Here is a 17,160-nt window from a genome sequence, read left to right as displayed (position 1 = left end):
CCTTTTCTCATTTGTTTTGAAAGTACTGCCTTCCCCATAATTGTGCGGGTGACAGGCACCCGCAACAATTCACTGATGAATTGAGCTTTTAGACAAGTAGATTGATTCTTGAGATGGTTGTCATGGTAATGAGTTGGGTTTCGAGTAGCGGGGAATGTGTTCACGTATACTTGAATAATTTTCGGATGAATTATAGGAAGTGTTCAAACAATGAATGTGATAGTGATGAATCGTAAATCAAAAAAAATTGATATATTAATTGACGATACCTTGTTGAAATAGTAGAATATTATACATCAAGAAAAATTGATATAAGGAGAAGGATATGGAAACATTTAACGCGGAATCGACTCATCAAGAAGAAGTAAGCTTTGAAGATTATGAACAGAAATTCAAAGCTTTAGCCGACCAACTGCGATTAAAAATCATGTATGAATTAAATCAAAAAGGACAGCTTTGCGTATGCGATTTAACTGAGGTTGTAGGACTTTCACAATCCAAATTGTCTTATCATCTTAAGATTTTACTTGATGCTGGATTCATCACCAGAGAGAAGATTGGTACTTGGAATTATTATCAATTGCATGATTCAGGTGTGAAGGCCATTTTGTCTGATGAGCTATGCTGTATTTTTTACCCTAGAAGCTAATGCTAAGGGTAAAATTTTTGAAGTATACATCAAAAAAAATTGATTTAATGTACACGAACTTATAATTCATTGAAAGAAGGAGATTCAGGTGATTGATTTGTTAGGTTTTCTTAAAACGTTCTTAACTTTGTTTGTTGAATTAACAGCTTTGTTTGTTGTTATTAGTTTTCTAGTTAGCTTGCTTCAACAAAAAGTGACAGAAGATAAGATTAAGAGAGTTCTTGAGCGCCCTAATAAGTGGAGTGGTTATTTCTATGGCACTGGATTAGGCGCATTAACACCTTTTTGTTCCTGCTCTACGATTCCTATTTTAGCGGGATTACTATCTTCGAAAGCCCCGTTTGGCCCGTCGATGTCTTTTCTCATTGCATCTCCATTACTTAATCCTGTTATCGTTATTTTATTGTGGACGTTACTCGGGTGGGAACTAACGCTTTATTATATTGTGATCGTAGGTCTTTTTTCGATTTTAATTGGCGTAGTATGGGAAGCCCTTGGACTTCATAACTCTGTTAAAAATGTGAAGGTCCGTAAGCACCAGAGCGACCAGAAGCAGGAAGCTGTGCCGAAGTGGAAGATTGCTCTTCAAGATGCATGGGCGTTTTTCTATCCAGTTCTTCCGTTTTTAGTAATAGGCGTCTTCATAGGGGCTTTCATCTATGACTTTGTTCCTCAGGATGTTATCGCTAGGTATGCAGGTGGAGATCAGCTTTGGACGATTCCGGTTGCTTCTATATTAGGAGTTCCCATGTATATTCGAGCAGAGGCGATTCTTCCGATTGGAGATGCGCTCGTAAGCAAAGGAATGGGAATTGGTGCCGTTATTGCCCTCTTAATAGGTGGAGCTGGTGCAAGTATTCCAGAAGTTGTGCTATTGAACAAACTGTTCAAACCAAAGCTCGTTATTGCGTTCGTCTTTTCCATATTAGTTGTAGCTACTACTACAGGATTGATCGTTCAAACCGTACTATAAAGGAGGTGATCAAGTGGGTGAAAAAAAGAGAGGACTAAAAAAACTATTCTCTAAACCTAAAAAAGACTGTTGCAGTGTTGAATTCGAGGAAGTGAAATCGAATGAAGAACCTAAAGGGTGTGACACTGTCGAGAAGGAAGAAAAGTCAGAAGTCAAATAGAAGGATAATTACCTGCTTTATTTTTTTAAAGGGCTTCTCCTTGAAGCTCTTTTTTTTTGAATCAAGCTCATAAACATATTGGATAAAGAGTTCATTATTAATGAAAGGAGTAGTTTGTTTTAATTATTCATCATGCTAGTACTAGTCCGCTAAGCAAAGAATATTTTAAGTCCAATAATCAGGATTGTTCCAGATCGCTTTTTGGGAAATTTCTTTGGACTGATTGACTGGTGACAGGCACCTGCGAAAACCGCGATGGTCTACTTTGGAACAAGAGACAACACTATATTGTCTCTTGTTCCATTAGTCTTACCTTATTAATCCACTAGTGACGTATTGCGCTCTTTACCTTCTGGTTATAATGATCCTATTAGTGAGAAAGAGGTGGGTCTTATGGATATATTGATGGATGCCTTGAAGGTTATCTTCCGGATAGTAACGATTCTTCCGTTCATGCTCGCCATCGGACTCTATATGGGGAAGCGGTCTATTGGAGAGCTTCCTGTATTTGATTTTCTCGTCGTTCTAGTGTTTGGGGCTGTGGTAGGTGCGGATATCGCTGACCCAGAGATAGAACATATTCACACGGTGATCGCGATGATTGCGATCGGGTTGCTACAGAAGTTGATTTCAAGGATAAAGATAAAGCATCAGAAGATAGGAAAACTTCTTACGTTCGAGCCTACCGTTGTGATGTACAATGGAAAATTCCTTAAAGATAACATGAAGCAGATTCAATATTCGATTGATAATGTCCTTCAGATGCTTCGAGAAAAGGACGTTTTCCATACAGAAGATGTTGAGCTTGCCATTGTAGAGGCAAATGGAAGACTTAGTGTGAAGTTATACCCAAGTAAAGAGAGTGTTGTTCGTGAAGATATGGCGATCGAGAAGCAGATGAATGATTTTGAGATTCCTGTTATTTTGGATGGGCGAGTACAGAAGGATATCTTGCAGCGCTTAGGTCATACGGAAGCGTGGTTAATGGATCAGCTTGAAAAAAGAGGGGAGCCTGCTGCATCTTCGTTATTTTACGCCGGAGTTAATGCGAAGCATGAGTTAGTTATTTCTAGGAAGGATCAAGCGTCAAATCATGTTCCGCCTTTTCGGCACTGAGCAAAGGGAGCGGCGACCATTCCAAGAGGTGTGGATAGAAGCTACATAAAGAAACTCAGGCGTACGCCTGAGTTTCTTTATGATTTCCGCTTTGATTTGGTTTCTGCAGGACGACCAGCTTGGTCATCTTGAGAAGGAGCCAGATCGGCTTCATTCGTATACGATTTCTTACTAGCAAAAGGTTGATTAGCGTATTGCTTCTTGTTAAGTTTCATTTGAATCACCCCTGGTTGTTAGAGTGTCTAATAGGAGCGAAACTATACATGAAGCTTAATCGACAAGTAATGACATGAATCGGGTGGTGACAGGCACTAGCGCACTACTCGCGAACTTGCGCGAATTCGCCAAAACCCCGTGCATCCTTAAATGGAAAAAGCTATGATGATAGTGGAACATTTAATTTCAGTGAGAACGATACAAAAACATCGAGTGAATCAGATAGGAGATGGAGAAATGATCGAAGTAATCGTACAAAACAGAGAAGAAGCAATCGAGGCAGAAGCCTTTGGAGCAGGTCGAGTAGAACTTGTAACAGGGATTGAAGCTGGAGGTTTAACGCCGAGTTATGGAACGATAAAATCGGTATTAAACAGTGTTACGATTCCCGTTCAGGTAATGATTCGTCCAAACGGATATAGCCACTGCTACAGCGATGAGGAGAAAGAGGTTATTCTTGAAGATATCCGCATCTTAAGTGAACTCGGAGGCAAGAGGATTGTTATCGGAGGAATTACGAAGGATCATACCATTGACGAAGAGTTACTTGAAACGATCATTCAGCAGCAGCCGGATATCGACATCACCTTTCATCGAGCGTTCGAAGAACTCTCTTCTCAAAAAGAAGGGTATAAAACCCTCGCTCAATACCCAAATGTGAAGCGAATTCTTACATCCGGTGCCAATCAGGAAGGGCAAGAACGGATCTCTCAGCTTCAAGAGCTTGTGCGCTACTCGGCGGAAGAAAGTATTCCAACGATCATGCCAGGATCAGGGCTGTCACTCGCTACTATTGAGAGCATTCACCAAGCGGTGCAAGCAGAAGAATATCATTTTGGTAAAGGCGTAAGAGTGGGAGAAGATTTTTCAAATCACTTTAGTGAAAAATCGATTAAATTGATTGAACAGGTGCTAAACAAAAGGAAGTAATCGTGGTTCATTAAATGCAAGAAGGGGTTCATACATATGCTTCTCAGCAAATTCAAAACAGCACTGCTGACCGCCCTAATCACGTGGGTATTCGGCATTGTTTTACCAACGGTAGGGGGTCTCATCTATCTACTGAGCGGGGGAGACGGGGATATTTCTGTCGCTATTGGTGGTGCTTTTTTAATGATTATTTATCTGCTACCGTTCCTATTAGTAGTAGGAATTGCGATTTCAATCGCCTCTGATGAGCTCACACGCGAAAGTAATCGCCGGAAGCGATATGCCTATATCATCCATGTCGGCCTCGGGATCATGCTATTCTCGTTTATCTTACCGATTACAAATGTAGTAACGGACTTAGGTTATTTCATAAGTACGCTTCCCTGGCTGTTAACCGTGATTTTTACCGCTTCAGTCTTTTGGAAATTTGATGAAAAGGCAAAGGGAACGTTAGCGCGTACTTCTTTCGAGCTTTCGTAAACTCAATACAACATGTCAAGGAAAGGTGATGAGCAAATGGATGACGCAAAATGGAAACAGAAAGAAAAATGGAATGTGACGGTGCTTGTGGTTTTAGTCTTCCTATCATTCCTTTTTCAAGTCTCGATCGTTTATGGCTTCTTAGGCTATGCTATCTATTTGTTCATCAGCTACTTTTTCTTTTATAAACCAATACGAATGTGGGATGTTGTTTTTTATTTAGGTATGGTTATTGCTTTATTTATTGCAGTTAAATTAACCACTTAGTGCTTATAATGTAAACAGTGATCTTCTCTCTAGAAAAACTGTAGCAAAAGGATTTATCGTTCCAATCAGGATTCGGCAATCGATGCTTTAAGTTTCAATATTCTAAAAATATTTAAGAAACCGGTTTACAAATTTTTAGAATAATGTTGCTTTTCGAACGATATACTCTTATAATCAGTTTATGAAAACGCTTTACTTTGATGTGAATCGTTCATTTTTTTATCTATTTAGGAAACCGGTTTCCAAGCGTTTTTAAAAATCGCATGAGGGGGAAGTAACGGTGAAAAACAAAAGCAAAAAGAAGTGGTTGGGGTTAGGACTGGCGTCGATGCTTGTATTTTCTTTAGCAGCTTGTAATGGAAACGACAGTACGTCTGGTGATGGCGGTAATGAAGAGGTTACGTTGAATTTCTGGGCATTTGGCGCGACAAATTATGAAGAGCTTGCGAAGGAATACGAAAAGGAACATCCGAACGTGACGATTAAAGTGAGGTCTGCAGAATCAGCCGAGCATCATGATGCGCTTTTTACAGCTTTGTCTGCTGGTAGTGGGGCACCTGATATTGCGGCTTTGGAAGTGGATCAACTGGATCGATTCAAAGAAGCGCAGGGACGATTTGAGAATTTATATGATCTTGGTGCAAAGGATGTACAGGGTCAATACTTAGATTGGAAATGGGAAGCTGGCGCGAATCAAGAAGGCGATTTCCTAATTGGTCTACCGACGGATATCGGTCCGAAGGCATTGTATTACCGGACGGATCTCTTTGAAGAAGCTGGACTTCCAACAGAGCCAGCGGAAGTAGAATCTCTTATTAATTCCCCTGAAGCGTTTAAAGAAGCGGGAATGAAGCTTAAGGAAGAAACAGGAAAACCATTCGTGGATAGTATCGAAATGGCTTATCGCGCTTATTTAGATGCTTCTGAAAAAACTTACTTAAATCCTGATGGTGAACTATTGCTAGGTGAAGAAGGAAACGACGTGAAGAAGGCATATGACTATGCTGTTGAGTTAGATGAAGCAGGCATTGTTGGCAAGCTTGAAATGTGGACACCTGAATGGGCGAACGGCGTCAACAAAGGTGAATTTGCAGCAGAGCTTGGAGCAGGATGGTTGAAGGGATGGATGGAAGGAAATGCACCTGACGCTGTAGGAAAATGGCGCGTGGCAACACTTCCAACTGAATTCGCAGCGAACTGGGGAGGCTCTTATATTTCCATTCCAAGTGAAACAGATCATCCACAGGAAGCTTATGACTTTGTCGAGTGGCTTGTATCCCCTGATAATCAGCTGCAATCATTCCAGAGCAAAGGCTTATTCCCTTCCGCTACTTCTGTCTATGACATGGAAGAGTTCAAAACGAATGAAGATGAGTTCTTTGGTGGTCAAGTAACATCGACTGTTTTTGCAGAAGCGGCACAAGATATTGATGGCGCTGTCTTCAAAGGCGTGAAATACTTCCCAGTTCATCAAGAAGTATTAAATGCGCTTCATAACGTTCAAGAAGGTGGCGATCCTGAGAAAGAATGGCGTGCTGCGATTAAGCGTGCTGAAGAATTAATAGACCGATAGAAGCAATATTTGTGATGGGATATGGTGGAAACCCACCGTATCCTACTTAATCACCGGAAGTGGGGAGAAATCGTGATTTCAATGAGTGGACAGGAAAGAGGGGTTAAGAAGCGATATCGATCTGAGAAGAAAAAGGATATGATTTCAGGCTATTTGTACGTAGCCCCTTTTTTCATTATTTTTGGAGTGATTGGTCTTTATCCCGCTATATTCAGCGTTTATCTTGCGTTTCAGAAATGGAACGGATTAAGTCCAATGAGCTTTGTTGGGCTCGATAATTTTCGGATCGTTTTAGAGGATCCTCTTTTTTGGAAGTCAGTATACAATACGATCATCATGGGATTAATGGGAACGGCGCCACAAATCGTTGTCGGCATTGTGTTGGCGTTTCTATTAAATCTTACATTCCTTCGATTTAAAAATTTCTTTCGAGTTACGATTTTTATGCCGTATATCACCTCGATGGTAGCGGTTGCCCTTATATTCAGTGTGTTATTTAGTAATCACGAGTCATCACTCGCCAACTACATGCTAGGCGTCTTTGGATTTGATCCGGTGAATTGGTCCACTTCTGAATGGGGAACGAAAATCGCGATTTCCATTATGGTGTTCTGGCGATGGGTTGGATACAATACGATCATTTACTTAGCAGGGATCCAAAGCATCTCAAATGATTTATATGAAGCCGCAACGATTGATGGCGCGAATAAGTTTCAGCAGCTTCTCTATATTACAATGCCTTTGCTGAAACCGTTTATCATCTTAACGGTGTTCTTCTCAACGGTTGGGGCGTTACAACTCTTCTCTGAGCCGACGATTTTCTTAGGCGCTGGGGCATTTACACGAGACGAAGCACTAACAGTCGTTATGTACTTGTACCGAGATGCCTTTAAGCTTCAATCCTTTGGAACGGCTTCTGCGACAGCAATTATTCTGCTTGTGATCATTCTTTTCTTTGCAACAATCAATACGCTCATCACATCAGGCAATGGCCGTAAGAAGAAGGGGGTAAGGTAATGGCGAAACGAAAGGAACGAAAAAAAGTCTCTTTCAGTAAAGTGCTCATCTATCTGTTTCTAGGACTTGCTTCACTCTTATCCTTATTCCCATTCTACTGGATGTTTGTGATGGCAACGCGTCCGAGTGCAGCATATAATTCAATTCCGCCTACGATCACGCCAGGCGGCATGCTAGTCGAGAACTTCCAGAAAGTCCTGAATCAAATTGATTTCTTTCAAGCGATGTGGAATTCCTTTCTCATATGTTCTATCGTTACGCTTGTTGTACTGTTTATTAGCTCGCTAGCAGGATTTGCTTTCGCGAAATTTAAATTCCCGGGCAAGAACGGATTGTTTATTGCGATTTTATTAACAATGATCATTCCCCCTCAATTGGGACTGATTCCACAGTATTTTCTCGTATCGAAAGCTGGCCTTCTCGATACGCTTGCTGGGGTTATGGTCGTGTTCTTCCTTAATCCGCTCGGGATCTTCCTCATGAGACAATATGTGAGTGAGTCCGTTCCCGATGAGCTGATCGAGGCTGCGAAGCTCGATGGCTGTTCGAACTTTAAAATTTATCGAAGCATCGTTGTCCCGATTATTCTTCCGGCTTTTGCAACGCTCGGCATCATTGTGTTTACAGCGGTGTGGGGAGAATTCTTATGGCAATTTACGGTCTTAAGGGACCCGGAGAATTATACTATCCAGGTTGCATTAGCTTCCTTAAGTAACACGTTTAATATTGATTTCGGAATGATCCTCTCAGGCGTGTTCTGGGCAACGATTCCATTGCTCATTATTTTCTTACTGTTTAACCGCCTATTTATTTCGAGTATTACAGAAGGATCTGTAAAATAGAGGCTCAGCCGATATAGAAATTGCTTCACATAGCGTTTCTTAGTAAGCTATCAGTATAAATTCTATTATGATGTCAGAAGGGATAGCGATGAGCCTAACGATTAAAGATATTGCACAAATGGCAGGAGTATCAAGAGCGACCGTTTCGAAAATTATTAACAATTACGGTGGCATTAGTGAAGGAACGAAGAAAAAGGTTCTTAAAGTGATAGAAGAAACAGGCTTTCAGCCAAGCTTTTCAGCTAAAGCGCTAGCGACAAAGAAATCGAATCTCATCGGCCTGATCTATGCTGGCCGAGTGAACGTTGATTTTACACATCCTTTCTTTATGGAAGTGGTAACAGCTTTTAAGAAAACAGTCGGGTTACTAGGATATGACATCTTAATGTTCTCGAATGAACAGTTTTATCAGGATAATGGAAGCTACCTTGCAAGGTGCAGGCATTTTCATGTGGATGGCTGTTTGATCATTACAGGTGAGGAAATTGAGGATGCCATTTATGAGCTAGTAGAAAGCGACATCCCGTGTATGGGAATCGATCTAGAGCTTGATGGCCCAAGCTCAAGCTATGTGATGACAGACAACATTAACTTGTCTACGAAAGTGATCCAGCATTTGTATCTCAATTCGGTTAAAGATATTGCTTTCATCGGTGGGGGATCAGATTCTGCGATTTCTAACTTGCGAGAAAAAGGATTCCGACAATCGATGAATCAATTTGGTCTAGAAGTGAGAAAAGAGTGGATTCAGTACGGCGATTTTCATGAAGAGAGCGGTTACGAAGCAATGAATCGCATCCTCGAGGGAGAAGCTAGACCTGAGGCGGTATTTGCGGCTTCCGACATGATGGCCTTTGGTGCGCTTAGAGCGATTAAAGAAGCAGGACTCTCGGTTCCTGAAGATATCCGCCTAGTCGGGTGTGATGATATCGATGCCTGTCGCTACAGTGCTCCGCAGCTCACGACTGTAAGGCAGAATAAAGAGCTGCTCGGTAAGCTTGCTGCTCATATGCTTCATGATTTAACAAATGGTAAAACAGAATTGAAACCTGTTTTTATTGATTCAGAATTGATCGTGAGAGAATCTTGTGGAAGTAAAGTATAACGAAACAGTTACTGACGTGATAATGGAGGGAAGACAATGGCAATTATACAATTTCCAAATGATATGAAGTGGGGCGCGGCAACCGCAGCCTATCAAATCGAAGGGGCCGTAGATGAAGGTGGACGTGGCCAATCGATTTGGGATACCTTTTCGCATACGCCTGGAAATGTGAAGAACGGAGATAACGGAGATGTCGCTTGTGATAGCTATCACCGTTATGAAGAAGATATTGCATTGATGAAGGAGCTCGGCATTGAAATGTATCGCTTCTCCGTCTCCTGGCCGCGTATTTTTCCGAATGGCACAGGGAAGGTCAATGAAGAAGGCCTTCAGTATTACCACCGTTTCGTTGACGCCCTACTCGATCAGGGCATTGAACCTATGTGTACACTTTATCACTGGGATTTGCCGCAGGCCCTTCAGGACAAGGGTGGATGGGCAAGCAGAGAAACGACGGATGCGTTTGCTGATTATGCCGAGCTTATGTTTAACGAATTTAATGGGAAAATAAAGCACTGGATTACGATCAATGAACCATGGTGCGTGTCTTTCCTATCAAACTTCATCGGCGTTCACGCACCAGGCAATCAGGACCTTCAGCTTGCGACTACTATTTCACATCATCTTCTATTAGCACACGGAAAAGCGGTTACGAGATTCAGAGAGTTAGAAATGGAAGGTAACATCGGGTATGCCCCAAACCTCGAATGGAATGAGCCATTCAGCAATAAGCAGGAGGACATTGACGCCTGCAATCGTGGGATGGGTTGGTTTATCGAATGGTTCTTTGATCCAGTCTTTAAAGGACGCTATCCGGAATTTATGCTGAACTGGTTTGAGAAAAAAGGAGTTTCCCTTACGCTTGAAGATGGCGACCTTGACGTAATTAGTCAGCCTATCGACTTTGTTGGGATCAATTACTACACAGGAAGCGTCGGAAGGTATAAAGAAAACGAGGAATTATTTGATTTAGAGAAAATCGATATCGGCTATGATAAAACGGATATTGGCTGGAACGTATACGGAGAAGGCTTCTATAAGGTTCTTAGCAAATTAAAGGATCAATATGGTGATGTTCCGATCTACATTACCGAAAACGGTGCCTGCTATAACGACGGCGTTGAAGATGGTCAGGTTAAAGATGTGCGCCGGATCGAGTATTTAAAGCAGCATCTTACTTCATTAAGTCGGAGTATAGAAGCAGGCGTGAACATTAAAGGCTACTTAACATGGTCTCTGCTTGATAACTTCGAGTGGGCAGAAGGCTATGATAAACGCTTCGGGCTCGTCCACGTTAATTTCCGTACGCTAGAACGAACGAAGAAGGATAGCTATTATTGGTACAAGCAGACGATTGATAATGGTTGGTTTGATATGGAGTAGGATAGTTCCCCTCACCGTGTGGCGGTGGGGGGATTTTGATTTACCGTAGAGTCTCATACTCTATATTAGACGAATGATGGAGAAATAGAGGAGGACACTTAAATGAACTCGAAATAGCAAGATGGAGGGGGATTGAATATGAACTATGCCGTATCGGTAACAGATACAACAAAAACAAACGAAATTGAAAAGAGCGGACTGCAGCTATTAGCATTTCTTGATACATATAAGAGTGCGCTGCAAGAAATTACGACGGTTGAGGAGCCGCCAAGGGGGATTGTTTTCCACGATTTAGAATCAGCCACAAAGCTGTATTCGACGATTCCATTGCCTGCGTACACTTCGAGAGACTTGATCCACTTAACCCCTTTACGAGACACGTGGAAGGATATTTATCTATCCACGGTAAAAGATGTGAAAGAGGCAACGGATTATTATGAAAAGCTTGAAATGGTCGATGTAGCAGAGCTTGTTGCCCATGAATTCACGCACCACGCTGACTTCTTCCATTCAGAATTCGATGATTGGGAAGAAGAGAATGCGAATGATATGTGGTTCGAAGAAGGCATCTGCTTCTACTTACCTCGAAAACTCTTAATGTCAGAAGAGCGATTTGAAAAAGTGATGAAGGTGGAGCGATTGTTAATTGACGCTCATAAAGAAAAGTATGGGGAATACACGCTAGACGCATTTGGAGAAGCGGGATATCGAGGTGGAGACGACTTCTCTTATTCGGCTGCGTTTTATGATTATTGGAGAAGTACGAATACAGTTGCTGAGCTAATTGATAGCTACTGCGAAGGCAGTGTACGTGAGCTTATTCGCTTGTATCGCAAGTGGGTAGAAGGCGGAGAAAAAGGCCGCCTTCAGGATTACTTTATTAATAGGTTTGGACTTTCGGATGAAGTGGCAAGAGGGCTTTGGTTGAGGTGAGGTAGAGTTGTAGTTTGGTTCGACATATTATGACGTAAAGCGGGTGGTGCCTGGCACCATCCGCCTTTCTCTTATAGTGCTTCACGTATAACTTTTTTATAGTAAACGACTGATAGTCCGCCGAAGATTGAATAAAGCAACGTATAGATTCCCATAACGATCAGCATTGGCGTATACAATTCGGTTCCAAAGAAGAACCAGCCGGAACGAACGGCAAAGTAGCCGTGAAGAAGTCCAACAACAAGGGGGATGCCGAAGTTAACAAGCTGCTTGCCGCGGATGCCACGTGAGAGATCTGCTTGTGTGAAACCGAGTTTTCTGAGAACAGTATAATTCGGACGTTCTTCTTCTCCTTCATTCATTTGTTTAAAGTAGAGGATACACCCTGACGTGATCAGGAAGGTAAGTCCTAGAAATCCGACGATAAACATGATAAGACCCATGTTTTCCTTTTGCTCTTGAAAGGATTGATATTGAGAGCTGTTCCCCTGGTCCTGTTCGAAGGAAAGTGACTGAAATAGCTCAGTTGCTTCTGGTAACGTTGACTGATTTACAAGGTTATATCCAAAATAGGTTAAAGGCTCATCTTGTATTTCTTCATCCATATCTTTTTGAAGAGAAGCAAAGGTCGTTTCATCCACTACAACCGTAGGTAGACCACCATCAGAATAAGAATATGGGAGGATATAGTCACTTTTCAATCCAAGATAATCTTGAGCTATTACTTTCTCTTTTCCTTTAATTTGAATGACGCCAGCGTTATCAAAACGAATGACGGATTCAAGAATTTTGCTAAATCCGGTAAAAACCGCTTCATTAGAAGACACATCTATTTCCTCAAGTGTTTGATCACTAATGACAGGTAAAACCATTTCAGATGCATCAAAAGCCGTCCCGGACTGTTGTTTAGTAAGGATTTCTTCTGTCAAAACGGACGCTTGAAGAACTTCCATTTCTTTGGTCGTGAAATCATAGTCTCTAGCCTTCAATTCCTTTTCAAATATAGCCGCATTTTGTTCCTCGGCAAGGGAGAAATGGTCCGGAATGTTTTGTTTCGATGTTTTTTCTGCTGAGTAATACGAAATATAGCTAAGTGAAGAAAGAGCGATTGCGAGTGCTGATACAGTCGTAATAATTGTAAGTAGAAGCGAGTTGGATTTCATTCGAAACATAATTGATGATAGAGAAAGTACATCATTAATGTTCAGATAGCCTTCTTTACGCTTCCGAATTAGGTTGGCGACGAATCGAATGGATCCTTTGTAGAAAAGGTATGTTCCCAAAATAACAGAGCCAAGTATAAAGGCCATCGCAAAGAGAAGTTCGTTCATGGCTGAAAAATCGCCATCAAACAGCCTGCTCGATACGTAATAACCTGCAATAATTAGAATAAGTCCAAGCACACCCATGATGATTTCTCGAATGGAAATGTTCTTTATCCGTTCTTCAGATTTAGAGGTCACGTGGAACAGAGAGAGAATACTTTGTGCTTTAATAAAGATCCAGTTCGTTAGCAAAATGATGCCGAAAATGACGAAGAAAACAATCACTGTTTGCAGCAGGGCAGCAGAGGAAAAGTTCAGAGTTGCAACGCCTTTGATGCCAGTAGCTTTGAAGAGGATCATTTGGATCAGCTTGGAAAATGCAAATCCGACAAAAATACCTAAACTCATAGAGCCAATATAAATAAGTAAATTTTCTACGGTTAAGATTCGGAAGATGCGTCCTTTTGTCATACCAATTAATTGAAAAAGTCCAATTTCTTTTCCGCGTCGCTTAATAAAAATGCTGTTTGCGTACACTAGAAAAACGGTTACGATTACGACAAGCATAATGGAAGCCGCTCGGATGGCGGCTGTCATTTTAGCTGAAGTTTCCATGTTTTCAACACCCGGGTCATATTGAAGAGTGACGAAAGAAAAGTAGAGTCCGACACTAAAGATTAGGGCAAAGACGTACAAATAATAGTTTTTCATGTTCTTCTTTAAGTTCTTCAGAATTATATGATTAATGTTCATACTGCACACCACCGAGCACACCTTGAGTCTTCATGATGTCTTTTAGAAACGACTGACGTGATTCTGTTCCTTTATTGAGCTGCGTATAAATCCGCCCGTCTCGAATAAAGATGACGCGACTGCTGTAGCTAGCTGCAATGGGATCATGCGTAACCATTGCAATCGTAGCTTCGCGCGTTTCGTTTAAGTCGCTTAGTTTATTCAGAAGATCGGAAGCTGACTTTGAATCGAGTGCTCCAGTAGGCTCATCGGCGAAGATAATGCTTGGGTTATGAACGAAAGCTCGAGCGGCAGAAGTACGCTGCTTTTGTCCTCCTGATAGTTCATTTGGGTATTTATCCTGGAGATCATGAATGCCAAGCTCACCTGCAAGAGCCTCAAAAGCTGCAGTAGCCTCTTGTTTAGAAACTTTCGCAATCGATAGGGGAAGCAGGACGTTCTCTTTCACAGTTAACGTATCGAGTAGATTGTATTCTTGAAAAATAAAGCCAAGATGTCGTTTTCGAAATTCAGCGAGCTGCTTTTCTTTTTGCTTTGTCATTTCTTTTCCTTCAATTTTAATCGATCCGCCACTCACACGATCGATGGATGAAAGCACGTTTAGTAGTGTTGTTTTTCCAGACCCCGATGCCCCCATAATGCTTATAAATTCCCCACGTTCGATCGAAACGTCGATATCCATTAATACTTCTTGCTTTAAAAACTTATTTCCATAGCTTTTTTGAATTTTACTTGCTTCAAGTACGGTAGTCATCCAATTCCTCCAATGTTTAAGTGATAGTTTCATTATAAAAAGGAGGCGTAACTCTTTCCCTCGATTCGCCGAACAATAAGAGGAGGCATGTGACATTGTTGTCACATGCCTCGAATTTGTTCAAAGTCATTAAGTTCCGGAAAGGTAAGAGTGAAAGCTGTACCGCTCCCGGGCTCTGAATCGACCTCGATTGTAATTTTCAGATAGTCTGCAGCTTTTTTTACGAGATAAAGCCCTATTCCAGATGCTGCTGAATCATGATGATTGGAAGTTGACGTAAATCCCTTCTCAAAAATGCGAGGAAGATCGCGATTCATAATCCCGCGTCCCTTGTCCTGTATCGTAAGGAAAGGTTTCTTTCCATCCCTACCGGTTATGATACGGATATCATTATTTTCACTGTATTTCACAGCGTTTGTCAGTAGTTGACGCAGGATAAAAGCGAGCCATTTAGCGTCGCTCAGTATTTCGCTAACAGGCAATTCAAGATCAAAGCCAATCCCTCGCTGTTTGCACCATGTGCGTAGAGGAGAGATTTCGTTGACAAGAATCTTTTGAAGGTTAACTTTCTCAATATATAAATCATTTTCCATCGCTGGCATTCGCTTCTGATGAAGCTGCTGATCAAGAAGAAAGTGGATGCGAAGCCATTCGTATGTAAGCTGCTCATTAAGCTCATGATCCTGAATACGATCAATTAGTAAATGAAGTGCAGTCAGAGGCGTTTTCACTTCATGAATCCAAGCAACCAAGTCGTCTTTTTCTACTTCGAGCTGTTGATTCATTTGGTTGCTCATGTCCCAAAGCTGTTCGATTTGATCGGTCGTGACCTTCTCTATCACTTTTTCAAAAGGGCTATTTGCCTGTGGAATACTCGTTAGGTCAAGGTTGTTATCCCTTTCTTCCAGTTCCTTATAGAATTTAGTTTCTTTCACAAAACGTAAAATAAGAAAAAGGATAAACAGAAGAAGTGTTAAAAAAACAGCATACAGAATAGATGTGAACGGGATCGATGGGTCAATATAGGTAATGAGAAGAAAGCACGCTTCCATAAAGAGAAAGAAAGTAATCCAGCTACGACGTTCATTCAAAAACCTCCACATCATAGCTTTTCCACGGCCATATAGCCCTGACCTACTTTCGTGTGGATGGCGTCGCCAAGTTCGATTTCTGTTAGTTTTTTTCTTAGTCGATTAACGTTTACAGTGAGCGTGTTATCGCTAACAAAGCGTTGATCGTCCCAGAGGCGATTGATCAACTCATCTCTGATGACGATCTTGTTTTTTCGTTCAAGGAGCATATGCAGTATGATCATTTCATTTTTCGTTAGCTCAATGGTATTTTCACCAACCGTCACTCGATTTCGCTCCGAATCAATAGTAGCACCATGCCAGGTTATTAGTGTATTCGTCTCAGTATTGTAATTGTAAACGCGCCTCAGGATTGCCTGGATTTTTGCGACAAGGACATCAAAGTGGAACGGCTTTTGGATAAAATCATCCGCTCCGAGATTCATCGACATGACCATATCAGTTGGATGGTCGCGTGAAGATAGAAAAATGATCGGAACGTTTGAATGATCCCGAATCATTCTGCACCAGTGAAAGCCATCAAACTTAGGTAATTGGATATCTATAATTGTGAGATCAGGTTTCACTGTAGAAAACTCTTTTATTACTTGACTAAAATCGTTTATGCCATACACTTCATAAGACCATTGCTCTAGTCGTTCTTTGATTTTTTGGAATAGAGAAGTGTCATCTTCTATTAATAGTATTTTAAACATCACGTACACCACACTTTGCTTCATTATCTATGTCGATTATAGCAAATAAATGGTAAATAAAAACGATAGAAATGGAAATAATCGGTTCGACAAAAAAGAACACAAACCGGGTGGTGACAGGCACTCTCGACTAGCGTATCCTTAAAAAGGATGAAAATAGGAATTGGGGGAGTACGATGAGTTGGTTCAATCGAAATAAGAATGAGATTAAGTGGACAGAGCTTGATGAAGATACACGTGAAGAGATGCTGGAATTTACGGGTAAAAGGGATAAAGTTTATAAAAAGAAGTGGGAAAAGTTATCGACTAGGAAGTCACCTATTTCGTGGAATTGGGCAGCATTCTTCTTGAGTTTGTTTTGGTTTACATACCGTAAAATGAACGTATTTGCATACTTGTTCCTCGGTATTATCGTCGTAGTGGACGTTTTATCGATTGTATTCTTTAAGAAAGCACTACCAGGTTCAACGATTGCGCCTGCTTATATTGTTTTGGCTCTGTTTGGAAATAAGCTCTATTTTGATTTTGCGCTAAATAAAGTAAAGAAGCTGAAGGACATTTATCCTGATCGTGATGAGCGTCTTGCCGTGATTAAAAAGCAGGGAGGCGTAAGTTGGTTATATGCGCTTCTATTTGTAGTCGTCATGATGATCTACGGTTTGGGAAGTGCGGCTCTAGAAGAGGAAGTTTACTATTCCTACATGGAACCTAAATTCACAGAAGCTGCTGAATTACAGGATTCAGGTGAATTAGAAGAAGCGATGAACATTTACAATGATATCGAAAATGACAACATATCTGTGCCATCCATTCACTTTAACAAAGCGCTTATTTATGAAGAGCAAGGGGAGTTCGAAAAAGCGTTAAGTGAGATGAATACATACATTGGGTTAGAGCCTGAGGATGGGGAAGCAATGGAGATTAAAGAAGAGATCGAGGCGAAAACGGAATAGAGGGA

General features: G+C 41.3%; 19 protein-coding genes. 14 read left to right on the top strand and 5 right to left on the bottom strand.

From position 1 onward, the window contains the following. The first annotated feature begins 325 nt into the window (after positions 1-325). From Q4550_RS00940 to Q4550_RS00925, 4 genes are all read left to right on the top strand, one after another. The gene (locus tag Q4550_RS00940) at positions 326-649 is read left to right on the top strand and encodes an ArsR/SmtB family transcription factor (RefSeq protein ID WP_303529552.1); all 324 of its coding nucleotides are present in this window, start codon (positions 326-328) and stop codon (positions 647-649) included. 88 nt (positions 650-737) lie between these two features. Further along, positions 738-1,622 carry a permease gene (locus Q4550_RS00935; RefSeq protein WP_303529551.1) on the top strand — a complete coding sequence of 295 codons (885 nt, stop codon included), beginning with the start codon at positions 738-740 and terminating at the stop codon, positions 1,620-1,622. A gap of 13 nt (positions 1,623-1,635) precedes the next feature. After that, a complete protein-coding gene (locus tag Q4550_RS00930) occupies positions 1,636-1,782 on the top strand; it encodes a hypothetical protein (protein WP_303529550.1) in 147 nt (48 codons plus the stop codon). A gap of 393 nt (positions 1,783-2,175) precedes the next feature. Then, complete coding sequence (locus tag Q4550_RS00925) at positions 2,176-2,898, top strand: DUF421 domain-containing protein (RefSeq protein WP_303529549.1); 723 nt, start codon at positions 2,176-2,178, stop codon at positions 2,896-2,898. 77 nt (positions 2,899-2,975) lie between these two features. Here Q4550_RS00925 and Q4550_RS00920 read toward each other — a convergent pair whose 3' ends face one another. Next, positions 2,976-3,113 carry a hypothetical protein gene (locus Q4550_RS00920; protein WP_303529547.1) on the bottom strand — a complete coding sequence of 46 codons (138 nt, stop codon included), beginning with the start codon at positions 3,111-3,113 and terminating at the stop codon, positions 2,976-2,978. Positions 3,114-3,351: 238 nt separating this feature from the next. Here Q4550_RS00920 and Q4550_RS00915 point away from each other — a divergent pair, with 238 nt between their 5' ends. The 9 genes from Q4550_RS00915 (at position 3,352) to Q4550_RS00875 (ending at position 11,644) form a co-directional block, all read left to right on the top strand. Then, positions 3,352-4,044: a copper homeostasis protein CutC gene (locus Q4550_RS00915; RefSeq protein ID WP_303529545.1), complete on the top strand. Its 693-nt coding sequence runs from the start codon at positions 3,352-3,354 to the stop codon at positions 4,042-4,044. Positions 4,045-4,080: 36 nt separating this feature from the next. Continuing rightward, positions 4,081-4,524, top strand: coding sequence for a hypothetical protein (locus Q4550_RS00910; RefSeq protein ID WP_303529543.1), 444 nt, complete (start codon positions 4,081-4,083; stop codon positions 4,522-4,524). Positions 4,525-4,560: 36 nt separating this feature from the next. Beyond that, positions 4,561-4,791 carry a hypothetical protein gene (locus Q4550_RS00905; protein WP_303529542.1) on the top strand — a complete coding sequence of 77 codons (231 nt, stop codon included), beginning with the start codon at positions 4,561-4,563 and terminating at the stop codon, positions 4,789-4,791. 328 nt (positions 4,792-5,119) lie between these two features. Next, complete coding sequence (locus Q4550_RS00900; protein ID WP_303530460.1) at positions 5,120-6,364, top strand: ABC transporter substrate-binding protein; 1,245 nt, start codon at positions 5,120-5,122, stop codon at positions 6,362-6,364. An 81-nt stretch (positions 6,365-6,445) separates the two neighbouring features. Continuing rightward, complete coding sequence (locus tag Q4550_RS00895) at positions 6,446-7,381, top strand: carbohydrate ABC transporter permease (RefSeq protein WP_303530458.1); 936 nt, start codon at positions 6,446-6,448, stop codon at positions 7,379-7,381. Continuing rightward, positions 7,381-8,223 (top strand): carbohydrate ABC transporter permease, encoded by an 843-nt coding sequence (locus tag Q4550_RS00890; RefSeq protein ID WP_303529541.1) that lies wholly within the window; start codon positions 7,381-7,383, stop codon positions 8,221-8,223. Before Q4550_RS00895 ends, Q4550_RS00890 begins: the two co-directional genes overlap by 1 nt. 88 nt (positions 8,224-8,311) lie before the next feature. Further along, positions 8,312-9,328: a LacI family DNA-binding transcriptional regulator gene (locus Q4550_RS00885; protein ID WP_303529540.1), complete on the top strand. Its 1,017-nt coding sequence runs from the start codon at positions 8,312-8,314 to the stop codon at positions 9,326-9,328. Between the two features lie 36 nt (positions 9,329-9,364). Further along, a complete protein-coding gene (locus tag Q4550_RS00880; protein ID WP_303529538.1) occupies positions 9,365-10,711 on the top strand; it encodes a GH1 family beta-glucosidase in 1,347 nt (448 codons plus the stop codon). A 138-nt stretch (positions 10,712-10,849) separates the two neighbouring features. Next, on the top strand, positions 10,850-11,644 hold the full coding sequence (locus tag Q4550_RS00875) for a hypothetical protein (RefSeq protein WP_303529536.1): 795 nt from the start codon (positions 10,850-10,852) through the stop codon (positions 11,642-11,644). Between the two features lie 71 nt (positions 11,645-11,715). Here the strand turns inward: Q4550_RS00875 and Q4550_RS00870 are convergent, their stop codons facing one another. The 4 genes from Q4550_RS00870 to Q4550_RS00855 form a co-directional block, all read right to left on the bottom strand. Next, a complete protein-coding gene (locus Q4550_RS00870) occupies positions 11,716-13,662 on the bottom strand; it encodes an FtsX-like permease family protein (protein ID WP_303529535.1) in 1,947 nt (648 codons plus the stop codon). Beyond that, positions 13,652-14,416 carry an ABC transporter ATP-binding protein gene (locus Q4550_RS00865; protein WP_303529533.1) on the bottom strand — a complete coding sequence of 255 codons (765 nt, stop codon included), beginning with the start codon at positions 14,414-14,416 and terminating at the stop codon, positions 13,652-13,654. The genes Q4550_RS00870 and Q4550_RS00865 overlap by 11 nt, the downstream gene beginning before the upstream one ends. Positions 14,417-14,517: 101 nt before the next feature. Continuing rightward, positions 14,518-15,522 carry a sensor histidine kinase gene (locus Q4550_RS00860; protein ID WP_303529531.1) on the bottom strand — a complete coding sequence of 335 codons (1,005 nt, stop codon included), beginning with the start codon at positions 15,520-15,522 and terminating at the stop codon, positions 14,518-14,520. After that, positions 15,519-16,202 carry a response regulator transcription factor gene (locus Q4550_RS00855; protein ID WP_303529528.1) on the bottom strand — a complete coding sequence of 228 codons (684 nt, stop codon included), beginning with the start codon at positions 16,200-16,202 and terminating at the stop codon, positions 15,519-15,521. Before Q4550_RS00855 ends, Q4550_RS00860 begins: the two co-directional genes overlap by 4 nt. A gap of 176 nt (positions 16,203-16,378) precedes the next feature. On the opposite strand from Q4550_RS00855, the gene Q4550_RS00850 reads away from it, so the two are divergent. Beyond that, complete coding sequence (locus tag Q4550_RS00850) at positions 16,379-17,155, top strand: DUF2628 domain-containing protein (RefSeq protein ID WP_303529525.1); 777 nt, start codon at positions 16,379-16,381, stop codon at positions 17,153-17,155. Positions 17,156-17,160: the final 5 nt, after the last annotated feature.

This window comes from Anaerobacillus sp. 1_MG-2023 (genome assembly GCF_030547345.1).
Classification (GTDB): domain Bacteria; phylum Bacillota; class Bacilli; order Bacillales; family Guptibacillaceae; genus Guptibacillus; species Guptibacillus hwajinpoensis_B.
Note: the sequence above shows the minus strand (reverse complement) of the source record. Positions and strands in the feature narration are given on the sequence as shown.